We start from the raw sequence: 26,526 nt of genomic DNA on the forward strand, positions 1-26,526 counted from the left end.
CCGTACTTGAGTCCGTTCTGCGCCTGTTCTGCGTATGGGATGAATGGCTGTCGGCTATTGATAGGCGAGCACCAGCCCATGGATAAGGCGCGTCCATCCGTCCATCAGCACGAATAACAACAGCTTGAAGGGCAGGGAGATGGTCATGGGGGAGACCATCATCATGCCCATGGCCAACAGGATGTTGGAGATGATCAGGTCAATCGCCAGGAAGGGCAGATAAATCAGAAACCCGATTTCAAAGGCGCTGGTGAGTTCGCTGGCGGTGAATGCGGGAATCAGCACGAAAAAGCTGTCTTTTTCCAGGCCTTTCGCGACGTCTTCCGGCCAGATTTCCGCCGCCGTTTCATGAAAGAACGTCTGCTCATCCTCCGAGCCGTGCCGTTGCAGAAACGCCTTGTAAGGTTGCGAGGCGGTGTCCACGAGCGCTTTCAACTCCTGCGTATTCTCCAGGGAGATCGGCTGGCTGCTGAGTTCGTTGTAGGCGCTGATGCCCACCGGCGCCATGATGTAGGCGGTCAGGATGATGGACAGCCCGTAGAGCGCCATGTTCGGCGGGATCTGCTGAATGCCTAAAGCGTTACGCAGTAACCCCAAGACTACGGCGATCTTCACGAAGGACGTAGCCATCACCGCAAAGAACGGGATCAGAGCGATGCCCGCCAACCCGAGGGTCAGGTAAAAAGGATCAGGCAACGTCATGCTCATTCTCCTGTTCTTTCTGTTGTTCGCTCTCCTGTATAGGCCCAGTCTCAGCAGAGACGGCAGGCGTGAGCGACAAACGTGTGATACGGGCGCCGATCTGATCGCCCACCTGCACCAGTTCGGCTTCCGCGATGGGCTGACCCTGAACCAGCAGCGTGACGGCGCCGGATAAAGGCTTGTCGAGGGTGAGCGTTTGCCCGGGCGCCAGAGACTGAATCTGGCTAAGGGTGGCGGTGCGTCGGGCGACCTCAAAGACCACCTCAACAGGAAGGTCATGCAGCGGCTGCAACGGCGCGTCGTTGTTGGGAGTCGTTGTGTGTGTCATAGGTTGATCCGTGTTGATATGGGTGAGAGTGATGTCCTGACGCTGCAATGTCCCGTAGCCCAAACGCCTGCCGCAAACGCTGAGTGCGACGGAAAAAACGCCAACGGCGGGTGAATCGCCGCTTGAATTGATCGAAGCCGGCGGAAGCAGAACTATGTCGTTCAACTGCAATTGGCGGAGTTCGTCATAGGTGAGTGTGGGACCATCGATGCACGCGCTGAGCGTCAGAGGCAGATGAGTGATGGCCAGCGTCGAAGACGATTGCGACCCGTGGCGTGGCCACCTTTCCTGCACCAAACCGAAAGCGCCTTGCACCAGGTCGAGAGTCTCATGAGAAAGGGCGACCGACGCCCAGCCTGTTTGGCGACCATAAACGCACCGGCAAAACAGGCTGTCGGAATCCTGCTCCTGAACAGGCGCGGGTAGCATCGCCTCGACCTCTATGTGCAAACCGCCGGCTGCGGATATCTGATCGATCAATGGCGCCAGCGCAGCCTGCAGCAACGCCAGTTGCAGCATTTCCGGGATTTTCTCAAACGGCAGCGACGCCAATGCTCCGTCATCGGGCTGGCCTGCACGCTCGTCTAACGCTGAAAGCAGGGCGTTCAGAAGGCGTTGGTCGAAGCGTAACAACGCTGAAGATTGCTCAAGTCGAAGTCGTACGCCGAAGGCGAGAGAACGAGTTTCTTTTGCTGCGGCGAACTGCACTTCAAGCGGCGTCGCCGCCAGTTCAAATATGGTTCCTGCGCCAATAGGAAATAACGACTGCAATCGCAGCGCTACCGGGTCTACCTGGGGGAGCGCCAACCGCTGCATGGCGACGCAAGCTGCATGTATACGCAAGGCGGTCATAGCGGCCTCCCGATAGATTTAGCAGACTGGGAAGAGGCGTCGACCATCGAATCCGTATCGCGTCCATGCACAATGTCCACTTTGACCTTGACGCCGTCTTGTCCGTAACGACGTTGCAATGATTGCAGCAGGCTCGCCCGACTCTGATGCAGTTGCTGATAACTGGCGGCCGCGGCGGTGGCGAACTGTACCGTCAAAACGCCGTCCACTTTGGCGATGCTGAGCGTGGTATCCGGCAGTTGCGGGCTTTTCAGGTCCATCCTGACTTCTTGCAGCCCAGGCGTTTCAGCGCGCTTCACGTACATCTGGTCAACCAGCTTCGCCACCAGATCCGCGAGCTCCTCCGTCGGCGAAGTTGGCGTCGCTGCGTTTGTCGTGGCGGGTTGATAGCGGGGATCATGCAATGGCGAGAGATACCCGCCTTGCAGTGGGTGAAGGGCTTCGTCGCCCGGATCGGAAATTTCCTGTTCCCCTTGTTCAAACTGACGCTGAAAACGCGCTAACGCTTCTTCATCCACCGTTGGTTTTCTGTGCTCATTGCCGCAGTATTCGGACGCGCCATGTTGCTCTTTTGCTGCGCTCCTGATTTCCCCTTGCGGGCGCTGCGCATTCATATCGACGCCTCCCTCCCCAAACCGAAACTAGTCGTAGCCCCGGCGGGAAATCGAAGGCTGTCCGTCGCCATTTCTTCCGCCTGCTGCTCCTCAAGGCGAATGCGGTCTTGCTGCAGCGCTCCCTGAAATTCCTCGGCCAGAATGGCGAACTTTTCCTGCGCTTTTTGCGCGGCTTTCAATTGATCCAGTGCGGCTTGCAGTTTTTGTTCGGCGGCGGCTTCTTCCGCTTGAATCTGTTTGAGCTGGACCGCCAGGTCGTTACTTTGAACTTTGAAATACGCCACCCGACTGTTGTAGTCGTCCACCTCTTGCAGGCTGGCGGGTTTACCGGCCAATTCCGCGAACAGGCGGTCGCTTTCGCGGCGACGCCATTGCTGGAAATCGGTGAATGCGTGAGCGGATTGACTTCTGCGCTCGCACAGGTCTGACAGTGCGATTTCGAGGCTTTTGACTTGTCTGGCCTGACGGTTTGTCCGGTGTTGTTTGATTTCGGCGATGCTGGCGATCATGGCTGAGTCTCCGTTAGTGTTGGGCCAGGGATTGCAGTTGAGCCAACGTGTCCGCCATGGAGCAGGGGGCGCCGTCATGCTGTCTCAGGAACTGGTTAATGGGTTCGATGGCCTTGATCGCGGCGTCGGCGAGCGGGTCCGTCCCTGGCTGGTATTCTCCGATCCTGACCAGCAGTTCGATTTCCTTGTAGCGGGCCAATAGCTGCCGCAGCCGCCGCGCATGTTGCCGTTGCTCCGGCGTGGCGATGTCATTCATCAGGCGGCTGCTGCTGGCGAGAATATCCACGGCGGGAAAGTGGCCGGATTCCGCCAAGGCGCGGGACAGCACGATGTGGCCGTCCAGAATGGAGCGCACTTCGTCCGCCACCGGCTCGGTCATGTCGTCGCCTTCCACCAACACGGTGTAGAGCGCGCTGATCGCGCCTTTGGCCCCAGGACCGGCGCGTTCCAGCAGTTTGGGCAGGGTGGCGAATACAGTGGGCGGAAAGCCTCTGCGCGCCGGCGGTTCTCCCGCCGCCAGGCCGATTTCCCGCAGCGCCCGGGCGAAGCGGGTGACTGAGTCCATGAGCAGCAGCACCCGTTTGCCTTGATCGCGGAAGTATTCGGCGATAGCGGTGGCCACGTAACCCGCCTTCACCCGCTCCATGGCGGGCCGGTCGGAGGTGGCGGCCACCACCACGGCGCGCTGCATGCCTTCCGCGCCCAGATCCCGCTCGATAAATCCCCTGACTTCGCGACCGCGTTCGCCGATCAAGCCGATGACGACGATGTCGGCGTCCGTATGGCGGGTGATCATGGAGAGCAGGGTGCTTTTACCCACCCCCGCCGCCGCGAACACGCCCATGCGTTGCCCCTCGCCACAGGTGAGCATGCCGTCAATCGCGCGCACCCCGGTGGTCATGGGCGCTTCCACCAGCCTGCGGGTCAATGGGTTAGGGGAGGCGCTGATAATGGGATAAGGGACGCCGCCCGTCAGGGGCTCGCCGTCATCAATGGGCGCGCCCAGGCCGTCCAGCACCCGCCCCAAAATACCTTCGCTGATCTGGATCTCATGACTGCGGCCGGTAGGAATCACTTCGGTATGAGCGGACAGACCTTCCATCTCACTCAACGGCGTCAACAACGCCTCCTGCCTGGAAAACCCGATCACCTCCGCAAGAATGGAACGCTGCGACTCCGGGTCCACCAACTCACAAATCTCACCAATCCGCACCCCATTCACAGACGCCTTAACAATCGTCCCCACCGCCTGCGTCACCCGCCCCCGCACCTGCGCAAAATCCGCCTGCTCCACCAACGACCGCAACAACCTGGTCCTCGACGCAGAAAACGCGCTATCACTGAAGACTGTCTGATCCATAGCATCCACACCCTGAAAAAACACCGCGAAAGCGGATTGATATTTGGTTTAGGGGCAGATTAAAGGGGGAGAGGGAGGGGCTGTATCGGCCGGGGGATCTAATTTTTGGGGGGCCGGTTAGGGTGCGGGGTGAAATAGCTTAGAGAGGGGGCAACCAGTGGGTTTAAAAGCGGCTAACGTTGTAAAGCACTGTCTTCCATTCGGTAATAAGCAAAAGCAAACACGGAACGCGCGCCATTTGTATTGGCGTTGCTAATAATCTCTTTTCAAATGAGGACGAATCATTATCTCAATTTCCTCAATAGCTGAATCTATTGCAGGGCTTAAAGAGTCACCTTTCAAGCCAGATGCATTTAAGTCTGATCTTACACGAACATCAAAATCGCTATTTGCTAAATCTTGGTTTCCTGAGTATTCGTTTCTAAGGAATGAATCAATAGCAACTCTGAGACGCATGGCCAATTGACGCAATGCTTGAGTTTTCTCCTTTGCATCACGGCCCCAGAGAGCTTCCACTTCCAGAGTGGACACGTCAAATTCTTGGATTGCATTAAAAACAGGATTCCAGCGATTGTTATAGACATAAAGCCAAGCATCGCCTTTTTCTCTGTTTGTAAGGCCAGCCATTCCATTTCTGTAGCCTTCAGGAAACTCTCCAGCAGACACAAATAGGGAGCGACAGCTCTGAATTTCATTTCTGAGTTTATATACTGACCTGATAAGATTTCTCGCGACGTCAAAATCTGCTTTGCCCGCAAGTTCCGACTTCCACTTCTCAAGTCCTCTGTAAGCAACATAAGCCATGGTCACAGCTGAACCAGCTAGAAATATATCTTTAAAAATGGTGAATAATTCTACTATGGACATTTTTAATATCAGTAATAATATCGCGATCTAAGGAAAGTATTCCCGACAAAGATGTACCGTCAGCCTGACATATATCAATACTCAACTCTTGCTTCTGAAAGTTTTCGGAAGGAACGCTGGTTTTCACGTAATATATCATTTTCCAGTTGCTCCAACTCTTGTGTTAGCTGATTTAGCCCTAACACGCTAGCATGCCCGTTAGTGAATATTTTTCTGTGTCCATCCGGAACCTCGATAGATTCACGAAAAGCTGAGTTAGACTGTAGCTCTTTGCAATAATCCAAGCATGAAGATAGGATTATCAACTCCCCTCCTCGAGGATAAAAAAGACTCGCATCAGGAATGTTAAAGGCAATGGATACTATGTCATAGCTAGATATATCAATTTTTTCTGAGTCATACTTTAACGACTTCATTAGGCGACAAGCTTTCCTCATGCCACCTTTTGTAATTGTATCTTTATTTTCTATATGGTAATTATGTAAGAATGGAGTATTTGCTAACCTTGCAGGAATGGATTTGTCTAGAATTTGAACGCCTCGATAGATGTCGTCTTCCGTTTCTGCATATTTGTTAGTGTTGTACCAGTTAGAAGGTACAATATCGACCTTCCTTGTTAATGATCCACCTTCTATGGATATTGACTTGCTGCCTCTCTTATCTACATCTGCCTGCGGAAAAGCTGTTTCTAGAGCGTACTCCGCTTCTCTTCTTAAATTCAATAAGTCCTCTATTGGATTACCTTTGTATGGTGACGTCGGTACTTGTGGTTTTTCCAAGGAGAAAAATTTTTCAATTATAACTAATAAATCTATATCACTTTTCGCCTTAATATGGGTGTCATTTGTTACGGAGCCTTGGTACTTAAATTCGCAAGAGTCTGTTAATCGACTCTCTAATTGTCCTCTAACTCGCTCAGCCTGTTTGTAAGTGTTATTTGTGTACTCCGGATCTATAGGTTGCATTGCTCCGATTACATACTTGACTGAATCTGACTGAGCAATTCTTCGATATACTTCGTTGATTAACTTAGCTTCAGTTATGCTATCGTCCGTTCTACGAGCATTTAACTTCTCTAATCTCGACATAACTACTTCTCCTTGTGAAGGGTCATTGTACCCACGGTCGTACGATGTCTGTCAGTATAGTATGAGCCAGTTGCAGACGTAGTATCTTCTGAAAATAGTAATTCAGCTGAGCCAGAATGATTTCTCAAGTCCAATTCGTTAGCATTTGGTTTGTTGTTATATTGATACAGAAGTCGATAACCGACTCCGGCCTCGTGAAATATACTTGCTGATATGCTTTTGGATTCTGATTGCTCAGTCTTAAGGTGGATAAGAATTTTTGACCATGACTGAGTTATTGATATTTTTGCATTCCAAGCGAAGTCTACGGGCTCTGCATTTTTTAAGCTCGTATGTCCATCACAAATCCATTTTCCATTTAGGTCTGGAACTAATAGAAATTTTCTTAACGATGAAATCTTCCAAAGATATTTGTCAAACAAAAAATAAAGCCCTGCGAATAGTCCAAATACTGGAATGGCGACAACAGGGGGAGAACTCCACCCCGTGCTGACTTTAAGAAATGATACAATGATTTCTGCAAGCTCTTTAATTATTGGTGCGGTAGTAATAGCAATAAAAGCTAGAGAGAATAGCACTGTTTGCTTTGGGTGTTTGTCAATTGAATAGTCGTGCATTCTTTCTCCTTTTGACTAATTTCTTGGCGTTATAAGTACTCAGATTTTTTAAGGGCTGTATAAAGCATAAATAGGAAGATCTTTTTTTCACTTTAAATATTGATGTGAAGATATCATCAACTAACTGGCGCAAAAATAAAAGGTAGCAGTCCTAAAGTTTTCGTTTTGAATTTGTCTTGTTACAGCACGATTGTGATGCTGACTTAAAGATAGCACACCTTTCAAAGTCCACCGCAGATGCTTAGTATAGGTTTTGTTCAAATATTGTTTCAGTTTTTTCCGGGCGAGCTGCCTGCGCTCCCAGTGTGGAAATGTGTTGGGAGAATTGCGGATTTTTGGTGTACTTTTATCGGATAGCTGAGTTTTATTTTTGAACAGCGTTTTGTTTATCCGACCTGTTTGATCATCAGGTCGTGGGTGGGATTCAACACAACAATACAAGTGAGAGCAAATATGAATCTGGATAAAGATATTGTGACGGTGAGGCCGGAGGGGACGATTGATACGATTCAGAAGTTGCCTAATTATTTGGGAATTTCCGGGAAAACGGCGGGTTCTACCGGGATTTCGATGAATATTGTGGTGATTCCGCCTTCGGCGCGGGCGGAGCCGCATTTTCATGATGGGTTTGAGACGGCGATTTATTTGTTGAAGGGGAATGTTAAGACCCTGTATGGCGAGAATTTGTCGAAGTCGGTGGTGAACAAGGAAGGGGATTTTATTTTTATACCTGACGGGGTGCCGCATCAGCCGATCAATTTGAGTGATACGGAGGAGGCCATTGCCTTGGTGTCCCGTAATGATCCGAATGAGCAGGAGAGCGTTCAGGTGTATCGGCCGGATCAGTCGGCTTGATGGGTAATGATTGATATGGCGACTGGGGATATGGAACAGGGCCTGAGATAGGCAGACCCTGTTGTCGTCAGGCCAGATCAGACCAGCAGAAAGAAATTGTCTGTCCGTTGCCTTAATAGCTCAGCGCGATTCTACCCAGCGGCTGAATGGTGATTTCCGGCGTCAGGTCCTGGTAGGAAAGGATGGGCAGTTGGCGCATGTCTCTTTCCAGTAGTTTGCGCAGGTAGCGGCGCACGTCCATGGAGGTGATCACCACGACTTTTTGCGCGCCGGGATTCAAGTCGCCCACAGTGCGTTTAGCGATGTCCACGATCTTGCGGGTGGTGTCCGGCTCCAGGGCGAGGTAGGCTCCGGAGGAGGTCTGGCGCACGCCGCCGCGAATGGCGTCTTCCAGAGACTGATCCAGCATATACGCCGGCAGGATATTCTGCCCGTTGCTGTATTTGTAGCTGATATAGCGGCGCAGGCTGTTGCGTACGTACTCCGTTAGCAGCACGGTTTCCTTCTCTTTTTGACCCCATTCCGCCAAGGCCTCCAGAATGCTGCGCAGGTTGCGGATGGAAATGTCCTCGGACACCAGACGCTGCAGTATCTCGGTGATCTTCTGAATCGGCAGCAGACGCTGCACTTCCTTCACCAGCTCGCCATAGCGTCCTTCCATTTTCTCCAGCAGGAAGCGGGTTTCCTGAATGCCGATGAACTCCTGCGCATACTTTTTCAGGATGATCGACAGGTGATAACTCAACACCCGGGGCGGGGTCAGATAGGCGACTTCCATCTTGTCCAGTGAGGTCTGATGACGTTGCTCCACCCAATAGGCGGGCGCGTCGGGCAGCAGTTCCACTTCGCTGTTATGCTCGATGGCCAGCAGATCCAGTTGCTCCTTCTGATCGCGCACCAATAACTGCCTGGGCTTGATAAAGCCTTCCGCAATTGGTGTCTCCTGCAGATGAATCTTATAGCGGCCGTCGCTCAAACCGTGATTGATGCGCAGATGAATACCCGGAAACGGCACGCCCAGATCGAGATACAGAGAGCGGCGGATTTTGAGAATTTCCTCATTCAACGCATTCGGGTCCAGGGCGTCTTCCGCGTCGGCGGCGATGTCCACCAACAGCGGAACGGTAAAGGTAAACTCTTCCGCTTCGTTGAGCTGCGCCTTGCTGGGAGGCTGGCCGGCGGCCGCCATGGCGGATAGAGGCGGATGTTTGTCCGCGCCGGCGTTTTTGGATTGTCGTAGAGTGAACACGCCAATGCCCGTCAAGGTTAACGCCAGCACGATAAAGGTGAGGGTGGGAAAGCCTGGAATCAGCGCGAAGGCGAACAGCAAGCCGCCGCCGATCAGGATCGCCTGGGGTTTGCTGACGATCTGATTGGCGATGTCCGCGCCCAGGTTTTCCGACTCGTCCGTGGTGACCCGGGTGACGATGACGCCAGCGGTGATGGCGATAAACAACGCGGGAATCTGCGCCACCAGTCCGTCGCCGATGGTGAGAATGGCGTATAACTCCAGCGCCTCGCCGGAGGTCATGCCGTTTTGCAGCGTGCCGATGGCGATACCGCCGAGGATATTCACCGCAATGATGATCAAACCGGCGATGGCGTCGCCTTTGACGAACTTCATGGCGCCGTCCATGGAGCCGTACAACTGGCTTTCTTTCTGTACCTGAGAACGGCGGTGGCGGGCTTCGTCCACATCGATCACGCCTGCGCGCATATCGCCGTCGATGCTCATTTGTTTGCCGGGCATGGCGTCCAAAGAGAAACGGGCGCTGACCTCCGCCACGCGCTCTGAGCCCTTGGTGATCACCAGAAACTGCACCACAGTGATGATCAGGAAAATAACCAGCCCCACCACCAGATTGCCGCCCACCACAAATCCGCCGAAGGCCTCGATGATGGAGCCCGCGTCCGCCTGCAGCAGAATCAGTCGCGTGGTGGTGATGGACAACGACAGACGAAACAGGGTGGTGATCAGCAGCACCGAGGGAAAGGCGACGAACTCCAGCGGCGAACGCAGATACACCCCCACCATCAGCAACACCACCGCCAGGCCCATATTGACGCCGATGAGGATGTCCACCAAAGCGGTGGGCAACGGCAGAATCATCATGAAAATAATCGCCACCAACATGGCCGCGAACAGAATGTCTTTGCGCCCGGCGATCACTTGCAGGGTCTGGTTCAGGCGTGCGAGGGTCATGACGGAGTCCTTGTGGCTAAAAATTGCAGATAGTGAGTCAGCGCGGGCTCTCTTTGTCCCAGCTTGAGATGGCAATGGCTGCGCAGCAGCGACAAACGCGCTTCCGAAGAGTCCTGCAATCGTTTCTCGCAGGCCTTACAGTATTTCAGCGCCAGTTCGTAGCGGCCGAGCTGATAGCACAGATAAGCCATCTGCCGCAGCGGCGCGGGGTCGTCCGGCGCCAGTCTGATCAGCAGCCGCAGCAGCGGTTGCGCCTTGGCGTACTGACGGCATTGCAGAAACACGGTGGTCACCTCCTGTAGCCAGGCCGCCTGTTGCGGCTGCAGGCTGCTCGTGGCGCTGGCGAGTGGAAGCGGGGCGATGGATTGAATTGGTCTCATGGTTTTTCCAGGGCGCTCAGATTGCTGCGCAGCAATTGCCGGTCTTCATACAGCGCGTTGAGAATGGCGACGGCGCTTTGCAGAGTTTGCCGGAATTCGGGATCGCTGCTGGCTTCTGCCTCTTGCTCCAGCGCCGCCAGTGCGGACTGGGTGGACGCGGCCACGTCGTCAAAATCCTGAGGGTCGACGCCAGTGGCGCCGGACGGCCCAATCAAGGTGCGCAGCATCTCCTGACTGGTCGCATGACGCAGAAACAGCTTTTCCGTGTGCTGGACGACGGATTCCCCTCGTGGCACAAAAGGCCGTGAAGGGGCGTTGGCGGTCGTACTGGCGTCCTGTCCGTCGTTGTCGTGAACGCGAATGCTTTGCACGCCTTCGGTGAAAGTCACCAGATCCATGGATCACCTGCCTATTGATTCAGTTGTTGATGAAGGTAATCGAGCACGCCCAGCGACTCGTTGAGACCGGCGATGGACAACTGCTGACGGGACAGCGCGACGATGAAGGCCAGTTGACTAGCGCCTTTCATCCCGGTGTGCGCCCGTAACGGCAAGGGTTGGTCGTAATGCACCGCGCGCAACGCTTTGGGGATCAAATCCGCACAGTCGTAGTCGCTGATTTCCTGCAGCCGCACCAGTAGCAAACCCTGTTCGTGAGGCTCGATCATCAGCGTTCCCGAGCGCTCAAACGCCAGCGTCAGCGGCTCGCCGCGCCAGATAAAATCGGCAAATCCCAATTGTTGCAGGAACTCGGTAATCGTTAGGTGAACGGCGGCGTCCTGCATCATGAGCGCGACTCCTTGGCGAATGGGAAAATGGCTTTCACTTTGGGCCTCGTTAAGGTTGTTCGGCTTCTTGCTCAATGCTGAGATCCAGACGCTCCTGGATAACGGTCAGCAGCTTTTCCCGCTCAAACGGGTCGCGGTACGCTTTCAGCGGAATGGCCCGCAACAGCTCCTTGAAGCCGCGCCAGAAGTAGATGGTCATGGCGGGCGGAATGTTTAACGCCTTCAGTACGCCGCCCAGTTGCTCGACGCCGACCCATTTCTTTTCCAGCAGGGCGAGCAGTTGCTCCATCAGCGTGTATTTATTGAGCGGGGCCTGAGAGCGGTAGATTCTCTCCAGTTGCGCGAGAAAATCCCGACACTCTGCGTCCAGTCCTTCCAGCGCCTGCAGCGCGTAGAGATCTTCGATAATCATGCGCAGGCGTTCTTTGGGCAGCGAAGGGCCTTCCGATCCGAGGTCAGCGCCCAATGCGGAAATCAGGTAGGCGACGGATTCAGAAAAACGCTCCTCGCCGTACTGGGCCAGGATCTTACGGAAGGTGTCGGTGAGACTGCCGTAGTCCAGCACGGCGTCACGGTAGAGTTGGCGCAGTTCATTCAGCGCGCCGAGCTGGCGGTCGCTGAACTGGGTGGCCACTTCCGCCACATTGACGCCCGCGAGAATGGCGGCGGCGTTTTCCTCCAGCATGTCATCCACTGCGGCTTCCACTGACGCCAACAGAGTATCCACGCTGGCGTCCCCCGCTTTGCGTTTGCGTCGCAACTGATCGCGGACGAACACTAGCGCCAGATACTGTTGGGAAATATCCGCAAACTGTTGCGCAGCGCGCTGACGCATCTCCGCTTTAGCGGGATCGCTCAGAGTTAACAGCTGATGCAGAAAGGGCTTGAGCTGCTTTTCCTTATCCAGCTCCCTGGCTTTCTCCACGTAGGCCAACGCCTTTTCCAGCGCCTGGGTTTTATGTAGAGGCCGTTCGCCAATCTTGCGTTTGCTAAGGTCCTCGCTCTTTTTCTCCGAGCGCAGAAAAGACATCTCCTCCGCCGCAGAAGCGAACAGCGACTTGTCATTGCTCGCCAGACTCACCCCCTCGCCACGCCAGTTCCCAGCCGCGACCGACGCGCTCAATGCGTCGGTGCGATAGCTCCTGTCCGTCTGAAATGAAACGCCGCCTGTGAGGTTGGACATAGACAAAACCTGTGTGATACCGAAAAACGACAGGGAGCGGGATCGCCGCCAAGCCCGTTTAAGTTGTTGCTAGTGTTGCGTTCAGAGTTAGGAAGAGAAATAGATCGGTGGATCTAAACGGAGGTCTTCCCATAGATATGAAGAAATATTGAGAAGAATGAATAGACATGAAGAGCAGAAAAGGTTGGCAATGTAACGATTTATAATTTTCATCCTATGCCGTACTAAAGTATGAACGCCTTCTTTAAATATTAAGACAAACTATCCATGAAATTTGAATTGCAGGAGAGATTGAGTGTCGTGATTCGTGGTTGCTCATGGTGTTGATCGTTGAGCGATTTAGCTCAACCTTATATAGCAAAAAGGATTAAGTTATATGAATATCATCTATCAGGAAAAAGAAGTGGAACTGGCCCCCTCCAAAGTGACTGCAACGGAGTTTTTGTTTACAAAATCTTACGATGTAAAAGTCTCGGCCTTAGCCATAGCGGTGGAAGGTTTTTATAACGGCTCTATCAGTCAAACCAGGCTTGTTGCAGTCGATCTGGCGCAGAAATCGCCTCTTTTCAAGGTGATAGGAAGAACAGTGGTGGATGAGCCTATCGTCGAGCAGTACAAGGTCAAGCATATATTTCATGGCGTCGCCCCTGACATTCAGGAAATCCGCATACAGTCGCAGTATGGAATAAAGTCCTACTGTGTTAACCATATTGGCGATGCCAGAGCGTTGGATCTAACGCCCCCATCGATACGCGCGCTTAATGACAAACAGGCCGTTGGATATGCGCCCGATAAATCCAGTATAGACATCGCTTTTAATAAGGCGGTCATGGAACTATATAATAAATTCCCGGGCCATATATCTACCAAAGTGGTTGATTCTGGAATTGTCGCCTCCGCAGATTTCGGGATTGCATTCACCTATGTGGTTCTTGAGAAAGAGTGGGGATAATAGAGGGTTTCTCTATTATATTTTTAGTGCGCAGTTTGAAATATATGCTAATACGGAGAGGCCCTGACGCGCCGAGTCCGGGCTTTTTGCCAATATTGCCAAGATAAACCGGCTCCTGTAGTCTTTGGCCGTCGCGAAAAACGACTGCTTGATTGCAAAACAGGCAGTCGCACATACGCCGCCCATCTTCCTTAAGCATGGTCCGCCAGCGTTTCCAATAAGTCGCCCGATATCCTCGGGTTTAATCCTAAGCAAGCCGTCGACCACGGTGTTGCGACTTGCACTAAACGGAACGCGCCATGCACAGATCACTCTTGGTTATTTACCTCGCTATTACTCTTGACGCCGTGGGCGTCGGCCTCGTTTTTCCTATTTTGCCCGCGCTGTTGCAGGACGTGGCAGGCGCTGACTCTGTCGCGCCTCTCATGGGCGTGATGGCGGCGCTTTACGCTGCGATGCAGTTTGTCTTCGCCCCGGTGTTGGGGGCGCTCAGCGACCGCCTGGGCCGACGTCCGGTATTACTGATTTCCATCGCCGGGGCTGTCGTCAACTATCTGATATTGGCGTATGCGTCCAGCTTCTGGCTGCTGTTGCTGGGCCGCGCCATGGCCGGTCTTACCAGCGCCAATACCTCCGTGGCGTACGCCTATATCACCGATATTTCCGCCGAAGCGCAGCGAGCGCGTCGCTTTGGTCTGCTCAACGCCATGTTCGGCGCTGGCTTTATTTTCGGACCCGTCCTTGGCGGCGTATTGGGCGACATCGGCGTGCGGCTGCCTTTCCTGGCTGCGGCAGGCCTTAACGCCATCAATCTGGTTCTCGCGTTATGCATGCTGTCGGAAACGCGTGCGCCCGGTGGAGAGACTACCCGCAGAGAACCCATTCGCGTGTCTGATTTGAATCCGGTTCGCCCTTTGGTTTGGGCGTTCTCCACTCGGGAGCTGCCGCTTCTTGTCCTGATCTTTTTTCTGCTCAGCGCGACGGGCGAGGCCTACGGCGTTTGCTGGGCCATGTGGGGCGCGGATGCGTTCCATTGGAGCAGCTTGGGAATTGGTCTTTCCCTGGGAACCTTTGGCGTCTGCCAGACGTTGGCGCAGGCTTTTTTACCGGGTCCGGCAAGTCGGCAGCTCGGCGAGCGCGGTGCGGTGTGCGTTGGGATCGCCTGCGCCAGCATGGCGCTTATCGCCATGGCCTTCATCCAGCAGGGCTGGCTGGTGTTCGTCATCATGCCCCTTTTTGCGTTGGGCGGCATAGGCACGCCCGCGCTACAGGCTTTAGCGACGCGACAGGTTGACACGGATCACCAAGGGCGGCTGCAAGGCGTGCTGGCCTCAGTGGTGAGCCTGGCGTCCGTGATCGCTCCATTGGTTTTCTCCAGCTTTTACTTTGTGATGCGGGATGCCTGGCCCGGCGCTATCTGGCTGTTGGTGATGACCATCTACGCGATGGCTTTCCCGGTGGTGATTCTGTCCACGCGGGGTTCTCAGAGGGCGCGAGTCTGAATCACGCGCATCAAAGATGAGTATTGCAATCGACTGCTCGAAAAGAAAAAAAGCCGGCGCAACAGGCCGCCGGCTAAGTCATGGCTAATCAACGTGGGACAACAAAAGGCGAGCGCTTTATCAGGCCATGATTTTGCTGTTGACCTGGGCGCGGGAGGTAATGAATTGATCCAGGAAGTCCTGGATGGCTTTGGCTCCTTCGCTGGCGGAGCGTACGAACTCCACTTCGCTTTCCACATCCGCCTGGGCTTTGGTGGCTTGCGCGTCCTGTTGCTCTTTCTCCGCCCGATCCAGTTCTGCGGAGTAGCTCAACGGCGCGGCGATCAGGCCGCCAAAGCCGGTAAAGAACTGGCCGACAACCATACCGATGCTGCTGTAGTTTTGCGCGTCGGACATCAACTCCTGGTGTTTCACTTCTGCAGATTTTGTCGGCGTATCAGGCCCGTCGGCGTGCTCTTTGGGCTTGTCCTCCGCCTTTTGGGGTTTGTTGGCGTTACCGGCGTCCGGGGCTTTCTCCGCATCCGCATGAGTTGTGGGTTTGTTGGGCGTCTCCGCGTTCACGGCAGGCTTGCTCTGACTGCTTTGAGTAGAGCCGCTGGCTGGCGTTTTGGACCCCGGAGCGGCGTTGGCGGTAGGAGGCGTTTGTCCGGCATTGCCTTTGCTGGCGGTCGTCGCGGAGGGGCCTGTATTGCCCGGAGTGGGCGGTTTAACCACAGGCGTAGGCATCTCCAGTTCCAGCGTTTTTGATGGCGCCGGAGCGTCCAGCTTGGGCTTGGCGATGTCCAGTTTCATAGCCTTGTTGGTCTGACTGATCGCTCTGGCTCCGCCGTACATGCCAAGAGCGCCGCCCACCATGGCCATGGAGCTGTTCACCACCGACGCGGCCAGGTCTTTCTTGGCGGCGCTTTTGATCTCTTCCGCTTTCGCTTCCAGGGCGGTCCACTGGGACAGATAGGCGTCCTGTCTGGACTCGGCGGCCTGACGGCGCATTTCGATAAAAATCTTATGGATCGCCTCCATGATTTTGAAGGTGTCAGCGCCGTGGTTGGTGCCGTTCAGCTTAAAACTGAGGGCGCCAGCGTCAAACTCTGATTCGAAGGTGGACGGTTCGTCCAGCAGTCTTGTCGCAGGCGGGAAGGGCGTCTCCGTGCCAGGCTGTCTTGACGCCGTGAGGGCGGGCGTTTGCGCTGAGCGGGTAGCCGATGTGGGCGCGCTTTGCGCCGAATACAGGGACGCCAGAGCCAGTTCGTTGGGCTCCAGACTATTGGTGATGTTCATGGTATTTCCTCAATCGTTATAGGTAAGGACAGTTTGTGCGCTGACAGGCTGTCGAGCCTGGGGGCTGGCCTCAGGCCATATCCCTGATCAACGCCTGATTGGTCTGCTGTTCCTGATTGATGTAATTGACCATCTGACTCAGGGTGCTTTCGCTGTTTGAAGTCAGACTCTTGATATGCTCAATCGCCTGCTCGATGCCGGCCTGATTCTGCATGATCACCTTGCGCACCAGGGCTTCCTCGGCTTTGGCGTCATTCGCCTCTTTCGTGTGTACGGCCGCATCGACGCCCGCCGCGCCGCCGCCCACTTGCGCGCCACTGGATACGAACAGAGACATGTTGCGGGCCTGATGCATCAGCGGCCATTCCCTGAGGGACTGCGCCAGCTTACTGAGGCTGTTCATTGTCGCCTGACTGGAGGACGAAGCGGTCGAACCCGCTTGGGTGGCCGCGCCAGCGGTCTTGCCTGTGGAAGCGGCGGTGGTGGCCGTTTTGCTGGAGTTAGAGGCGACCGAGGCGGCTTTGCCTGCGGAGGCGCCAGCGGAGGCGTACATGCCCGCTCCCGCCGTGCCGATGATCAATACGGCGGCCACAATCACCGAGGCGACGATGGCGTTAGCCGGTTCTCCCATGACGTTGGCCAGGCCTTTGGCGATGGCGTTGGTCAGTTCGGATACTGCGCTTTTGCCGGTGGCCATGCCGACCATTTGATCCACCGCCAACGCCATCATGACGCCGCCGGCGATGGCTCCAGCGCCGGTAGCGATCATCGCTGCGCCGGCGATCAGGGTGGCGGCCGCGGCGATCCAGCCGAATACTTTGGCGAACATGCCGGACTTCTTGGCCTTTTCCATCTCGTTGATGGATTTCTGCAGGGCTTCCATCACTTCCTTGTGGCGCGCCTCGTTTTCCTGGGCGAGAAACTTGGCGTCTTCTTTACCGCTTTTGACGCCTTCCTCGTCCAGTTTCACCTGCAGACTTTGCATGGCCAGCAACAGATCGACGGTGTTGTTGGGGGGCGTCAGCGCCACCAGGGACGGCGCGCTGCTGCTGTTGTCGGCGTTAACCGCTGGTAATTGGGTGAAGGAATCAGCCGCGCGAGACGTCCGCGTGGCGTTATGGGTGTCCTGACTGGCCAGAAACAGCTCCGCCAGATCGGCGTTCAGGACGTCTGTCGGCAATGCGCCTATCGTGCTCATAGGGTCTCTCCTTGATGGTTTTGAGTGCTGGATGGATGAGTGGTTTGAGAGCTGGACTGAGAGGGCGTTTTATTATCGATCGCGCCCAGCAGCTCCTGCGCCTTGTTGTACGTCGCCTGATGCTGGGGGCGGCCCTTAGACCAGTGCAGCGCCGCGGTGAGGCCGTTGCGGGCCTGCCGCCGATTGTTGAGCGCCAGATAGCACTTGGCGGCCTGCAGCGGCGGCATCGGATTGTCGTGCTGGAGCAGGGCGGAGTAGGAGTAGGCTTCAATCGCCTCCGCATACTTGCCCAGAGACTCGCGGCAGGCGCCCAGTCCGGTCCAGAAGCGCACGTCCAGGTGACTGTAGAGGCACAGAAAAGCGAAGGTCTTTTCCGACGGCTCGAACTTGCGTTGTTGGTAAAGGTTGTAGCTGATGGTATAGATCGCCTCAATCTCCGCCTGGGTGATGCCGCGGGCGATCGCCAGAGCCCCGCCGCCTTGCAGAATCTGCTCCAGCAAGGCGGGGATGTCGGCGTCAGTGAGTGTGTCGGGTTGCGTCACAATGAGTCTCCTTGTGATGTCAGATGCGGTTGATCAACCCCAGTTGAATGCGCGCCCGTTTAAGACTGGGCGGGGGTGGGGCGGAGTCGTCGGATCGCTCGAAGCGGTCGCGCCAATCCTGCTCCCGGCGTGCGAGTTCCACACGTTCGGCTTCGGACAATTGGCGCTTGCTGCGCTCGATCAAGGGCGCCAGGGTGTCCCGGTTCACGCCCCATTTCACCATCAGCGCGTCGGTGTCGGCGAACGAGGCGGTTACCGACGCGTGCAGCCGCTCCATCTCGTAAATAAGTTGGTAAGAGAGATTTTCCGTCGCGGTGGACATGGTTCCTCCTGTTTTCGTTTATTAAGTCTTTCAGGTATGCAGTCTCTCAGGCATACAATCCTCAATGACCAGGCAAGCCCGATCCGGGACCGGGCCTGACAACAGAGAGATCCCTAGATCTTGCCGAGGATGCCCTGATTGGTCTGGTGGATATTGCTGTTGGTGTTGGACGGCAGCGTCAGGGACTCATCCCTTTTCTTCATCAATGAGCTGATGCGGATCATCTCCAACTGACTGCGGCTGTTGAGGCCATCGATAAAGGCCTTCAGGTTCTCGATGGAGGTTTCCCACTCATCGCTGTTCTGACAGAAATCGTAGCCGTCGCTGTCCAGATACAAGCCGCTGTGAGGCACGCCTTTGTGCTCCTTGTCGTACTTGCTGAGACCCTGCTGGATGTCATTCTTCTCGAAGAAATCGATCATTTCCGGGGGCATGGTGCTATGGCCTTCGCCCTCCAGCTTGCCTTTCTCGGTGCGGGCGATGGATAGCATCGCGTTGGCCTGCTTGAGCAGGTTGTTCAGCGCGGCCATGCTTTGCAGCTCGTCCGCCAGTTGTTGCTCCAGGTTATTGGCGCGTTCGATCTCCAGAAACATGATCAGTTCCGCCAGGCTCATAACCTGTCCGTTGATTTGAAATTTGTCTCCGCCAAGGGAAGCAATGCCGCCGATATTTTCCATGGTGTTTCCTCTTTTGAATTTGTCATTAGCCCCTCCCGGCGATCGGGCGGGGCGCTGTGCTCACAGGGCAAGGGTTTAGATCTTGCCGAGGATGCCCTGGTTGGTCTGGTGGATGTTGCTGTTGGTGTTGGAAGGCAGCGTCAGCGACTCATCCCGTTTCTTCATCAATGAGCTGATGCGGATCATCTCCAACTGGCTGCGACTGTTGAGGCCGTCGATAAAGGCCTTCAGGTTTTCGATGGAGGTTTCCCATTCATCGCTGCTTTGAATGAAGTCATAGCCTTCGTCGTCCAGGCGCTGGCCGCTGGGGGCTGTGCCTTTGATGCGTTCATCGTTCTTGCTGAGCCCTTGCTGGATGTCGTGCTCTTCGAAGAAGTCGATCATTTCCGGCGGCATGGGGCTGGCGCCTTTGCCTTCCAGCTTGCCTTTTTCCGTTCTGGCGATGGACAGCATGGCATTGGCTTCTTTGAGCAGATTGTTCAGCGCCGCCATGCTTTGCAGCTCATCAGCCAGTTGCAGTTCCAGGTTATTGGCGCGCTCGATCTCCAGAAACATGATGAGCTCCGCCAGGCTCATCACCTGATTGTTGATTTGAAATTTATCTCCCCCCAGGGAGGAAATTCCGCCGATATTTTCCATTGCGTTTCCTCTTTCAAAGTAAGCGGCGAGTCGCCGGGTAATGCGCGGTTCGCCTGACCAGTTAGCTGAATGGCGGGGTGACTGATATAGGACGCACAGGACGTCGCCGCCGCAGTCTGACCCGCCGACAGGGCCAGTATTTTTGAAACCGGGGGCAGGGAGACATATATCGACCGGCTGATTTTGCCGCAGAAAAATTTTCGCGAGGCCCTGTAACTTTTTCTGAAGCGACGGCGTAAATGAGATAAATGGCCGCTGAGCAGCGGTCTGAAAACGCGCCACGCAACGATGGCCGATAACAAGACGAACAGATAACGACACAGGTAAACGACATGGACACAGGGCAGTTTTTGAAGGGAAAGTTTTCCTTCCCTTTGGCATCACAGATCGTTATTTCCCGCAGCCGTTTGACGCGGAAGCTGGATGCGGCCAGACAGGCGCAGATTCATTGTCTGACGGCGCCCGCCGGGTTTGGTAAAACCACCCTGATGCAGGATTGGGCCGCTCCGCAGAAAAGCCGCGTTATCTGGTTCACGGTGGAGCGCAGCGATAATCGCCTCTTGCGCCTGGGCGGCGGACTGTTGGCCGCTTTCGCCAACGCCGGTTATGGTTTTCTGGGCTGCAGGGAAGAGCTGGGCCTGTTGAATGAGCCGGGCGGCGTCGCGCGTTGGAGCAGCCTATTTATCGCTGAACTGGAGACCGCCGCCCGTCGGACTGACGCCTCATTGACGCTGGTGCTGGATAATCTGCATTTACTGGACGCCCCCGAGGCCATCGCTTTGCTTTCCTGTCTGGTGCGCGACCTGCCGGCTCCGCACCGCTTATGTCTGATATCCAGAAATCCGCTTGCTCCTGCGTTGTTCGCGTCCACGTCCTGGAATCGGATTCATCACCTTAACGCCGACGAACTGGCGTTTACGCTGGAGGAAGGCAAACAATATCTGCGGGCGTTGCAGGCGGAAGGTTGTCTGGGGCGTTATGCCGTTCCCGGTTCTCCCGGCATGCAGACGCAGCTCAGTGAACTGTGGCGACAAACCGATGGCTGGCCGATCTTCTTCTGCGCCATGGCGAACCGTATGGCTAACAGAACCACGCCGTTCGCCGCCAAAGATGAACTCAACGCGCTGCCTGATTTTCATCGCTACATGGAAGAGCAGGTGATGCAGCCGTTGCAGCTAATGCAAAAGGACATGGCGATGCGCTTACGAGAGCTGGCGCCGATTAGTGAGTTCAATCGGGATCTGCTGAGTCAGTGTCTGCTGCCCGGCGAATCGCCCGCCTTGATTCAGGCGATGATTCATCACACTGGCCTGATCGTCAAAGTGGCGCATTCAAACGGCGAGTATCGTCTGCGTCGCCCTTTGCGGGAGCATTTGCGCCAAGATAACGCTTTATCGAACAGAACGGCGTCAAACACAGCGGAAGCCTCCTCTCTGTTCGACAAGGCGTTTAGATGGCGTTTGGCCAATAACCAGGGCATGGCGGCGGTCACCCTGTGTATTGATAACGGTTATTGGCGGGCCGCCGTGCATATGCTGGAAAAGCTGTATCCCTCCCTTGTCAGCGCTGGATGCTGGACGCAGGTAGCCCAGTGGCTAGCGGCCATTCCGACCCATATCGTCGAGCAACGTCCGCTTTTGCAGATGTTGCTGGGGCGAAAGGCGTTGTTTGAGTCGGCCCCTGCGTCAGCCCTTAAACACTTCAAACAGGCGCAGACGCTATTGGCGTCAGATCAGGAACTGGAGCACCCCGACGCGGTGTATGACGCGGCATCCAGAGCGCGGCAATTGCAGGAGACGTCCGCATTGATCGCGTCCACTCAAGCGCTGTACGTCCCCCGTCAGGCTCTCCCTGTTGCTGAGCTTGAGCCGACTTGTCCAGTGACGCGCTATCACCAGGGGCTGCATGCACTGCATCAGGGGCGTTTGCATGAGGCCAGGCGGCAGCTTACGCAGGTTATGGACGCGGCGTTGGCGGATAATCCGGGGATGTTGATTCAGGTGATCCCGGTGTTGGGTTGGTTGCATTATCTGATCGGAGAAACGGACCTGTGGCGCAGTGGACTGGCCTCGCTGCGGGAGCGCGTCGCGCCAGGGTGCGACCTGCCGCACGGGTTCGCCTGGACCAGCGCATCGACCTTGTTCGGCCTGCTGGAAAACGCCTCGGCGGACGAAGTGACGCAAGGATTGCAAGACGCATCTGTGTTGCACGGCCTATGCGCGCCGGCGGAGCTGCGCTTCAATCTGGCGGCGGCGCAGGCGTTGCTGGCGATCCGTGAGGCCCGCTGGGATGACGCGGGAGAAGCGTTGCAGGAAGCGGAAGTGCTGCATCACTCAATACCCGATCCTGTGCGGCGGACGCTGTTTTCGTTGCCTGCGCTCAAGGCGCAAAGACTGCTGGCGCAAGGCGGCAAGAGCGAGGCGCTGCACCTGTTGCAAGCCTGGGGGGGGCGCTATGACCAAGCCTGTTTCGCCAGCCAGCACGAGCAATTAATACTGAGCGAGATTCTGTTCGCTCTGAACCGTCCCGAAGAAAGTCTGGACCCAGCGCGTCAGGTGAAAGTTTGGGCGGAGCAAGGTCGTTGCGGTCTGTTGTTGACGCGGGCGCTGGCGATCGAGGCGTTGGCGCTGCAAAAGCTGGGGCGAGAGGAAAAAGCGCAGCAGGTGTTTCACGATGCGTTGCATGTCGGTCGCATGACCAGCAGCGTGCATTCCCTGATGAGAAAAGACGCGCCGGAAATGAAATGCCTGTTGGCGGCGGCCAAACAGCAAGGGCGTTATCCCGCCTATGTCGGCAAGTTGATCGAGCATTATGGCCAGGATATCGCGCTGGATGACGATGACAGCGCCAATCTCGCCGCACTGAGCAAACGCGAGAAGCAAGTGCTGGATCTGCTGGTGACCGGCATGTCCAACCCCGAAATCGCCGACGCCCTGTGCCGCTCTCTGGGCACAATCAAAATTCACGTCCACAACATTTACCGGAAGCTCGGCGCCGCCAATCGGGTCGCGGCGATCAATAAATACAACGTCGCTATCGCCTGACGCCTTCCGGGAAAAACAGAACCAAATCTGAACAACCTCCGACGCCTCAAGGCGTCTGGAGCAGGATACTTACGTCTTAAATTCAAGGAGACGCCCATGCACACCTACAATCAGTTCGAAAGCCTGTTATTCCGCTTCTGTCAGCGCCACCAGATCGCCATGATCCGGCCGGACGCCAATCTGCATTATGTGGTGTATATCGATAATCTGGCGGTGCGCTGCTTTTCCCAAAGCGGGCGCATCTATCTGCAAATTGATCTGGAAGAACTGCCGGGAGCAGGCCCGGACCACTCCCAAACCGGCAAACACCTGATGCAACAGTCGCTACTGGACAGCCTGCAAACCTCCAGCGTAGTCGCACTGGACGAACAAAACCGCGTCATCCTGTTCCAGACACTCCCCCTGGACGACTGCCAGCTACACGACTTCGAAACCGCCATGGAAACCCTCGCCAATCAGGCAGAAGCTTATGGGGAGATACTGGGGAGTTGATGAGTATGGGTGCGATGACGAGAGCTGTGCTATAACGGAATTCAGTAGTAAGAGTCTTGGTCTCAGCAACTCACCCTGGACCAATAATTATGAGCTCAGGATTTCCCTTAATGCTCATACCGAAGATTCAGCATCTGAAAGTTTAGCCCTCAAGGTTTGTGAAGCAACAGCAATCCCGATGAAGCTTGCGAAAATATACTCAAGTGGCGGGTCCAAAGGCATAAATATCAGTGCCACAGCACAAACTGTCGAGCACAGAAAGGCCAGGGTTAACAGAAGCCGCGACCGAACCTTTAAAAGCAAGAGAGTGGGTAGAAGGAACGTAATGGTTGCTATCACGAGACTCATTAGAACAGCTCTCCAAGTGGATCATAAGCTTGACGCCTAACAACAACAGATGTGCCAGAATGTTGAGGGCCAATCCCGCCCTTAACCTCAGCTTCTAATTGGATCAAGATATCCCCTTCATTATATTCGCGAATGTTATCAAGGACGAAATTCCTCGCAACGACCGCGGCGCCTGCGCCAGTAGCTCCCTTTGCGACGGCTTCCTTTGCTTCAGTTTTCCCAACTTCCTTCACCCCGCGGGTTGGTTGGCCTCCTTTACCTTTACTAAATGGAAGCAAGCGCTGACTTGCGAAACCCACAACTCCACCTACTCCATTCGCGATTTTATTTCTTTGGCGGTTCAATATACTGACCTCTTCCGCTGTTAAAGGGCGATAGACAATAATGGTCATTGAACAACGAAAGTTTTTTGCCAGCATTCTGTCGTACAGCTTGGCGGCTTTGATCTTGATTACATAGTTCAACACGTCATTATGGGTATATTGCGTTTGAAAAATTTCTGAAGTTTCATTGGTAATATCAAATTGATATCGCTTAAGTATCTAAATAAAATTAATCTTATATTCCTGTCCAAACTTTGACAGGGTGTCGATGACTGACTCCTTCAGTCTCTCGAACGTCTCATACGAACCTAGCGGCAGCCAGTTGTACTTCACTTTTCGCCACAAAATCTCTATCAGGTTTAGCTCCGGTGAATATTTCGGCAAATAGATCGGCCATATGCCTTTGTCCATCCAGTCCCACCTGTGCCGACGAAACTCTGCTGAACGGTGCATGGGCGCGTTGTCCAGGAGCACGACGGCATTCTTAAGCGGATCTTTACTCTCCGCCAGCTTATTAAAAAGCGCCACTACTTGAGCGGAATCCACCCGCTCCTCTGTTGTGTGGAATATCAGCTTCTGGCGGCGGTTCATAAACCCCAGAACGTTCAGCCTCTTGCTGTGCGAGTATGATTTCAGCCGCGTCGACTGGCCCACGGGACTCCAGCCATAAGGCAGGTTGGAACGCTGGCTGAAGCCTGATTCATCAAAGTAGTAAAGGTCGATTTCGCCCGCATCCTCCCAGGATTGAAGCTCTTTCGCAAAACCCTGAAACTGGTGGAAGGCGTCTTCATCTCGCAGAGCGCTCAGCGAAAATCGAAATCGCTTGAAGCTATATTCTGATTTTTTTTAAGTTCCGTTTAACGGTCTCCAGACAGGCGCTTTTTCCAGTTTCTTTTTCCAGGCGCGCGTGGATGTCTCGTAGCTGGTGTGGCTGCTTATCAATCCAGTCACAGAGAAGCTTCTGTTCCCGCTCTGTGTAAATGGGCGGTCTTCCTGGGGACGCGTCGCTAATGAGGCCGCATATTCCCATCTTTTCCCACTGCTCAATCCAAATCGAAATAGTGTTGCGGTGGAAGTCGATAATCTCGGCAATGTTATCGATTTTATACCCTTTATTACTCAGCAATATGGCGTGACAGCGAATACGGAAACGTGAATTCGGGCTATAACGGAATCCATCGGTTAGCGTTTTGATTTCAGCAGGTTTAAGGTGATTAACGTACTTCACTGTGCGGGATTTAACCAGATCGAGGGTTTGTAAGTAGCCTATTTTATTAGGAAATTTTTATTTAGCTACTTAGCTATCTTATGGTGTCGGAAAACGTTTATACGTATCAATTGAGAATAAAGAGGAAAAGTCCATCGGTCACATCCTGGTAACAAAATAGACGAAATGGTTATTAATTAAGACAAGATTATCAATAGTCTTTCTAGACTAGCACAAGAGTTGAGAGGGGAGTCTATCTGACAATACTAACCCAGTAAAGTCGATCAGTAGTTGCCATAACTTGCTGAATTGATAAGAGGAGGGGCCGCCTAATGGTTAAACCATGTAAGCGGCAACTTCGATAAATTAATTGGACAAGCCAGCTTTCGACTTTATCTTTACCGAAATATTCTTTCCACTCTTTCATCTGATATTCTGCTTCGGAGAAATTCATCTGTTCCATGAAGGACTTCCTTATGGAGAAAACTATTTTTATAAGCAACACAAGGTGGTTAATAATTCGCCTACAATGTTGGGCGAGTGTTGGAGTGAGTGACAATGAATGATAGAGAAAGCGTGCTGATTTCGTTTTCAAATAATACTTATTCAGAAATTCATATTCTCAAAGACTTCATTGAAGAGCTGTTTGACAAGCGAGAGGTTCTTCTGACGCATGACTGTTTTGTCTCACATAACATGTTCTGTGTCCATAAGAGTGATGGCGGATACAGCCCTAGAATAGAGATTGTCCAGCTGAATGTAGATAAGTATGTGTTAGTGGGAAAAGTGATTGTAATTAAAAAGAAGGAGGATGGGATTGTGTATAAGCAAATAGAAGAGCTTGTCGCGCCAGTGGAAAAGGGGCTCGATATGTTTGACTATTTAATGGCGGTTTTTAAAAGATACGGCTAATTCTCAGTTGTCGATGAGCGGCTAGACGATCATATCGATCCGTGACTTGGTTGACACAGAGTTTTGAATACCCACTTTTTAGGACATCTATCCCTTCCACTCAACTACCCAATGAGACTCTTCGAAGTACTTTTTCAGCGAAGCCATGTTTTCCACCCAACCGTCGTGACCATCTTCAAATGACTCTTTCGCTGAGGTGATGATCAGGTAGCCGCCTGTATTCTCAGTATCATCAAGCACCTTCACGAATAAGCCCGCGTCATCTCCCGCTAATATCTTTCCTACAGTACTTAGCTTGATCGTTTCCATAGAGCTATCAGCCCACAAAAGGTATGTCATTATTGAGTGTAGGTGGGTTAAACCCGGTTTATAGGTTTCAGGATGTGGTGCGTGCGATTTGGTTGGCGCATGGCTACCAGATAAAGAACCCGTGTTGCGTTAGTGTACGCTGGGGAACGCCAGAAGAATATGCCCCTGTTTAGGGAACATGGATGGGCCGATACAAACTCCTTTCGCCCAAAATCAACCCTCCCAGCTCCACCTTGCACGCGCGTGCACTAAAAACCTTCAATCTGCCTTCACCTTGTTGTCATCTGGCGGACGCACACTGCATTTCGTGAGCGCCGCCACGTCTTATCAGCCTGTTACGGGTTCTGCGCCCGCAGTGAAAAAACTCTGCACGCGAGTGCAAGCTGCGGGGCGGCCGCCGGGAAAAACTGACATACATCGTTATAACAAGGGGTCC

At 54.1% G+C, this 26,526-nt stretch carries 29 protein-coding genes; 6 read left to right on the forward strand and 23 right to left on the reverse strand.

The window, feature by feature from the left end:
* Positions 1 to 54 precede the first annotated feature (54 nt).
* The 8 genes from sctR to ACQYWX_RS15230 form a co-directional block, all read right to left on the reverse strand.
* Positions 55 to 702 carry a type III secretion system export apparatus subunit SctR gene (sctR, locus tag ACQYWX_RS15195; RefSeq protein ID WP_279508582.1) on the reverse strand — a complete coding sequence of 216 codons (648 nt, stop codon included), beginning with the start codon at positions 700 to 702 and terminating at the stop codon, positions 55 to 57.
* Positions 689 to 1,882 carry a type III secretion system cytoplasmic ring protein SctQ gene (gene sctQ / locus ACQYWX_RS15200; RefSeq protein ID WP_431689427.1) on the reverse strand — a complete coding sequence of 398 codons (1,194 nt, stop codon included), beginning with the start codon at positions 1,880 to 1,882 and terminating at the stop codon, positions 689 to 691. Before sctQ ends, sctR begins: the two co-directional genes overlap by 14 nt.
* A complete protein-coding gene (locus ACQYWX_RS15205) occupies positions 1,879 to 2,496 on the reverse strand; it encodes a type III secretion HpaP family protein (protein WP_431689428.1) in 618 nt (205 codons plus the stop codon). The genes sctQ and ACQYWX_RS15205 overlap by 4 nt, the downstream gene beginning before the upstream one ends.
* Positions 2,493 to 3,005 carry a type III secretion protein gene (locus ACQYWX_RS15210; RefSeq protein WP_431689429.1) on the reverse strand — a complete coding sequence of 171 codons (513 nt, stop codon included), beginning with the start codon at positions 3,003 to 3,005 and terminating at the stop codon, positions 2,493 to 2,495. The genes ACQYWX_RS15205 and ACQYWX_RS15210 overlap by 4 nt, the downstream gene beginning before the upstream one ends.
* 13 nt (positions 3,006 to 3,018) lie before the next feature.
* Positions 3,019 to 4,365, reverse strand: a complete 1,347-nt coding sequence (gene sctN / locus ACQYWX_RS15215; protein ID WP_431689430.1) for a type III secretion system ATPase SctN — start codon at positions 4,363 to 4,365, stop codon at positions 3,019 to 3,021.
* A 252-nt stretch (positions 4,366 to 4,617) separates the two neighbouring features.
* A complete protein-coding gene (locus tag ACQYWX_RS15220) occupies positions 4,618 to 5,232 on the reverse strand; it encodes a hypothetical protein (RefSeq protein ID WP_431689431.1) in 615 nt (204 codons plus the stop codon).
* 74 nt (positions 5,233 to 5,306) lie between these two features.
* Positions 5,307 to 6,320: a hypothetical protein gene (locus ACQYWX_RS15225; protein ID WP_431689432.1), complete on the reverse strand. Its 1,014-nt coding sequence runs from the start codon at positions 6,318 to 6,320 to the stop codon at positions 5,307 to 5,309.
* 2 nt (positions 6,321 to 6,322) lie between these two features.
* A complete protein-coding gene (locus ACQYWX_RS15230) occupies positions 6,323 to 6,937 on the reverse strand; it encodes a hypothetical protein (RefSeq protein ID WP_431689433.1) in 615 nt (204 codons plus the stop codon).
* Between the two features lie 453 nt (positions 6,938 to 7,390).
* Between ACQYWX_RS15230 and ACQYWX_RS15235 the strand changes: the two genes are divergently transcribed.
* Positions 7,391 to 7,792, forward strand: coding sequence for a cupin domain-containing protein (locus ACQYWX_RS15235; protein ID WP_127970494.1), 402 nt, complete (start codon positions 7,391 to 7,393; stop codon positions 7,790 to 7,792).
* A 112-nt stretch (positions 7,793 to 7,904) separates the two neighbouring features.
* Here ACQYWX_RS15235 and sctV read toward each other — a convergent pair whose 3' ends face one another.
* Genes sctV through sctW form a run of 5 tightly spaced genes read right to left on the reverse strand, consistent with a single transcriptional unit; the run spans position 7,905 to position 12,345 of the window.
* Entirely contained in the window at positions 7,905 to 9,995 is a 2,091-nt protein-coding gene (sctV, locus tag ACQYWX_RS15240) for a type III secretion system export apparatus subunit SctV (protein ID WP_216739901.1), read from the reverse strand.
* A complete protein-coding gene (locus ACQYWX_RS15245; RefSeq protein ID WP_431689434.1) occupies positions 9,992 to 10,375 on the reverse strand; it encodes a tetratricopeptide repeat protein in 384 nt (127 codons plus the stop codon). Before ACQYWX_RS15245 ends, sctV begins: the two co-directional genes overlap by 4 nt.
* On the reverse strand, positions 10,372 to 10,773 hold the full coding sequence (locus ACQYWX_RS15250) for a hypothetical protein (RefSeq protein ID WP_431689435.1): 402 nt from the start codon (positions 10,771 to 10,773) through the stop codon (positions 10,372 to 10,374). The genes ACQYWX_RS15245 and ACQYWX_RS15250 overlap by 4 nt, the downstream gene beginning before the upstream one ends.
* A gap of 11 nt (positions 10,774 to 10,784) precedes the next feature.
* The gene (locus ACQYWX_RS15255; protein WP_431689436.1) at positions 10,785 to 11,162 is read right to left on the reverse strand and encodes a YopN chaperone SycN-like protein; all 378 of its coding nucleotides are present in this window, start codon (positions 11,160 to 11,162) and stop codon (positions 10,785 to 10,787) included.
* Positions 11,163 to 11,211: 49 nt separating this feature from the next.
* Entirely contained in the window at positions 11,212 to 12,345 is a 1,134-nt protein-coding gene (sctW, locus tag ACQYWX_RS15260; RefSeq protein ID WP_431689437.1) for a type III secretion system gatekeeper subunit SctW, read from the reverse strand.
* 376 nt (positions 12,346 to 12,721) lie between these two features.
* Here sctW and ACQYWX_RS15265 point away from each other — a divergent pair, with 376 nt between their 5' ends.
* Both ACQYWX_RS15265 and ACQYWX_RS15270 read left to right on the forward strand, forming a co-directional pair.
* Positions 12,722 to 13,297: a hypothetical protein gene (locus ACQYWX_RS15265; RefSeq protein WP_431689438.1), complete on the forward strand. Its 576-nt coding sequence runs from the start codon at positions 12,722 to 12,724 to the stop codon at positions 13,295 to 13,297.
* A 299-nt stretch (positions 13,298 to 13,596) separates the two neighbouring features.
* Positions 13,597 to 14,799, forward strand: coding sequence for a TCR/Tet family MFS transporter (locus ACQYWX_RS15270; RefSeq protein ID WP_431689439.1), 1,203 nt, complete (start codon positions 13,597 to 13,599; stop codon positions 14,797 to 14,799).
* Positions 14,800 to 14,919: 120 nt separating this feature from the next.
* Here ACQYWX_RS15270 and ACQYWX_RS15275 read toward each other — a convergent pair whose 3' ends face one another.
* The 6 genes from ACQYWX_RS15275 to ACQYWX_RS15300 form a co-directional block, all read right to left on the reverse strand.
* Positions 14,920 to 16,077, reverse strand: a complete 1,158-nt coding sequence (locus ACQYWX_RS15275) for a hypothetical protein (RefSeq protein WP_431689440.1) — start codon at positions 16,075 to 16,077, stop codon at positions 14,920 to 14,922.
* 70 nt (positions 16,078 to 16,147) lie between these two features.
* On the reverse strand, positions 16,148 to 17,275 hold the full coding sequence (gene sctE / locus ACQYWX_RS15280) for a type III secretion system translocon subunit SctE (protein ID WP_431689441.1): 1,128 nt from the start codon (positions 17,273 to 17,275) through the stop codon (positions 16,148 to 16,150).
* Positions 17,272 to 17,817, reverse strand: coding sequence for a SycD/LcrH family type III secretion system chaperone (locus ACQYWX_RS15285; RefSeq protein ID WP_431689442.1), 546 nt, complete (start codon positions 17,815 to 17,817; stop codon positions 17,272 to 17,274). Before ACQYWX_RS15285 ends, sctE begins: the two co-directional genes overlap by 4 nt.
* Positions 17,818 to 17,836: 19 nt before the next feature.
* On the reverse strand, positions 17,837 to 18,139 hold the full coding sequence (locus ACQYWX_RS15290; protein ID WP_431689443.1) for a hypothetical protein: 303 nt from the start codon (positions 18,137 to 18,139) through the stop codon (positions 17,837 to 17,839).
* Positions 18,140 to 18,252: 113 nt separating this feature from the next.
* Complete coding sequence (locus tag ACQYWX_RS15295; RefSeq protein ID WP_431689444.1) at positions 18,253 to 18,816, reverse strand: hypothetical protein; 564 nt, start codon at positions 18,814 to 18,816, stop codon at positions 18,253 to 18,255.
* Between the two features lie 75 nt (positions 18,817 to 18,891).
* On the reverse strand, positions 18,892 to 19,455 hold the full coding sequence (locus ACQYWX_RS15300) for a hypothetical protein (protein WP_431689445.1): 564 nt from the start codon (positions 19,453 to 19,455) through the stop codon (positions 18,892 to 18,894).
* A 374-nt stretch (positions 19,456 to 19,829) separates the two neighbouring features.
* Between ACQYWX_RS15300 and ACQYWX_RS15305 the strand changes: the two genes are divergently transcribed.
* Both ACQYWX_RS15305 and ACQYWX_RS15310 read left to right on the forward strand, forming a co-directional pair.
* Complete coding sequence (locus ACQYWX_RS15305) at positions 19,830 to 22,499, forward strand: LuxR C-terminal-related transcriptional regulator (RefSeq protein ID WP_431689446.1); 2,670 nt, start codon at positions 19,830 to 19,832, stop codon at positions 22,497 to 22,499.
* 96 nt (positions 22,500 to 22,595) lie between these two features.
* The gene (locus ACQYWX_RS15310; RefSeq protein WP_279508304.1) at positions 22,596 to 22,991 is read left to right on the forward strand and encodes a CesT family type III secretion system chaperone; all 396 of its coding nucleotides are present in this window, start codon (positions 22,596 to 22,598) and stop codon (positions 22,989 to 22,991) included.
* Between the two features lie 347 nt (positions 22,992 to 23,338).
* Here the strand turns inward: ACQYWX_RS15310 and ACQYWX_RS15315 are convergent, their stop codons facing one another.
* The 3 genes from ACQYWX_RS15315 to ACQYWX_RS15325 form a co-directional block, all read right to left on the reverse strand.
* A complete protein-coding gene (locus ACQYWX_RS15315; RefSeq protein ID WP_431689447.1) occupies positions 23,339 to 23,806 on the reverse strand; it encodes a hypothetical protein in 468 nt (155 codons plus the stop codon).
* A 75-nt stretch (positions 23,807 to 23,881) separates the two neighbouring features.
* On the reverse strand, positions 23,882 to 24,469 hold the full coding sequence (locus tag ACQYWX_RS15320) for an IS630 family transposase (protein ID WP_431689515.1): 588 nt from the start codon (positions 24,467 to 24,469) through the stop codon (positions 23,882 to 23,884).
* Between the two features lie 22 nt (positions 24,470 to 24,491).
* Entirely contained in the window at positions 24,492 to 24,890 is a 399-nt protein-coding gene (locus ACQYWX_RS15325; protein ID WP_431689448.1) for a helix-turn-helix domain-containing protein, read from the reverse strand.
* Between the two features lie 537 nt (positions 24,891 to 25,427).
* Here ACQYWX_RS15325 and ACQYWX_RS15330 point away from each other — a divergent pair.
* The gene (locus tag ACQYWX_RS15330) at positions 25,428 to 25,781 is read left to right on the forward strand and encodes a hypothetical protein (RefSeq protein ID WP_431689449.1); all 354 of its coding nucleotides are present in this window, start codon (positions 25,428 to 25,430) and stop codon (positions 25,779 to 25,781) included.
* Positions 25,782 to 25,868: 87 nt separating this feature from the next.
* On the opposite strand, the gene ACQYWX_RS15335 is transcribed toward ACQYWX_RS15330, so the two are convergent.
* Positions 25,869 to 26,090 carry a hypothetical protein gene (locus tag ACQYWX_RS15335; protein WP_431689450.1) on the reverse strand — a complete coding sequence of 74 codons (222 nt, stop codon included), beginning with the start codon at positions 26,088 to 26,090 and terminating at the stop codon, positions 25,869 to 25,871.
* Between the last annotated feature and the right edge of the window lie 436 nt (positions 26,091 to 26,526).

The organism is Hahella sp. NBU794, assembly GCF_050749805.1.
Classification (GTDB): Bacteria; Pseudomonadota; Gammaproteobacteria; order Pseudomonadales; family Oleiphilaceae; genus Hahella.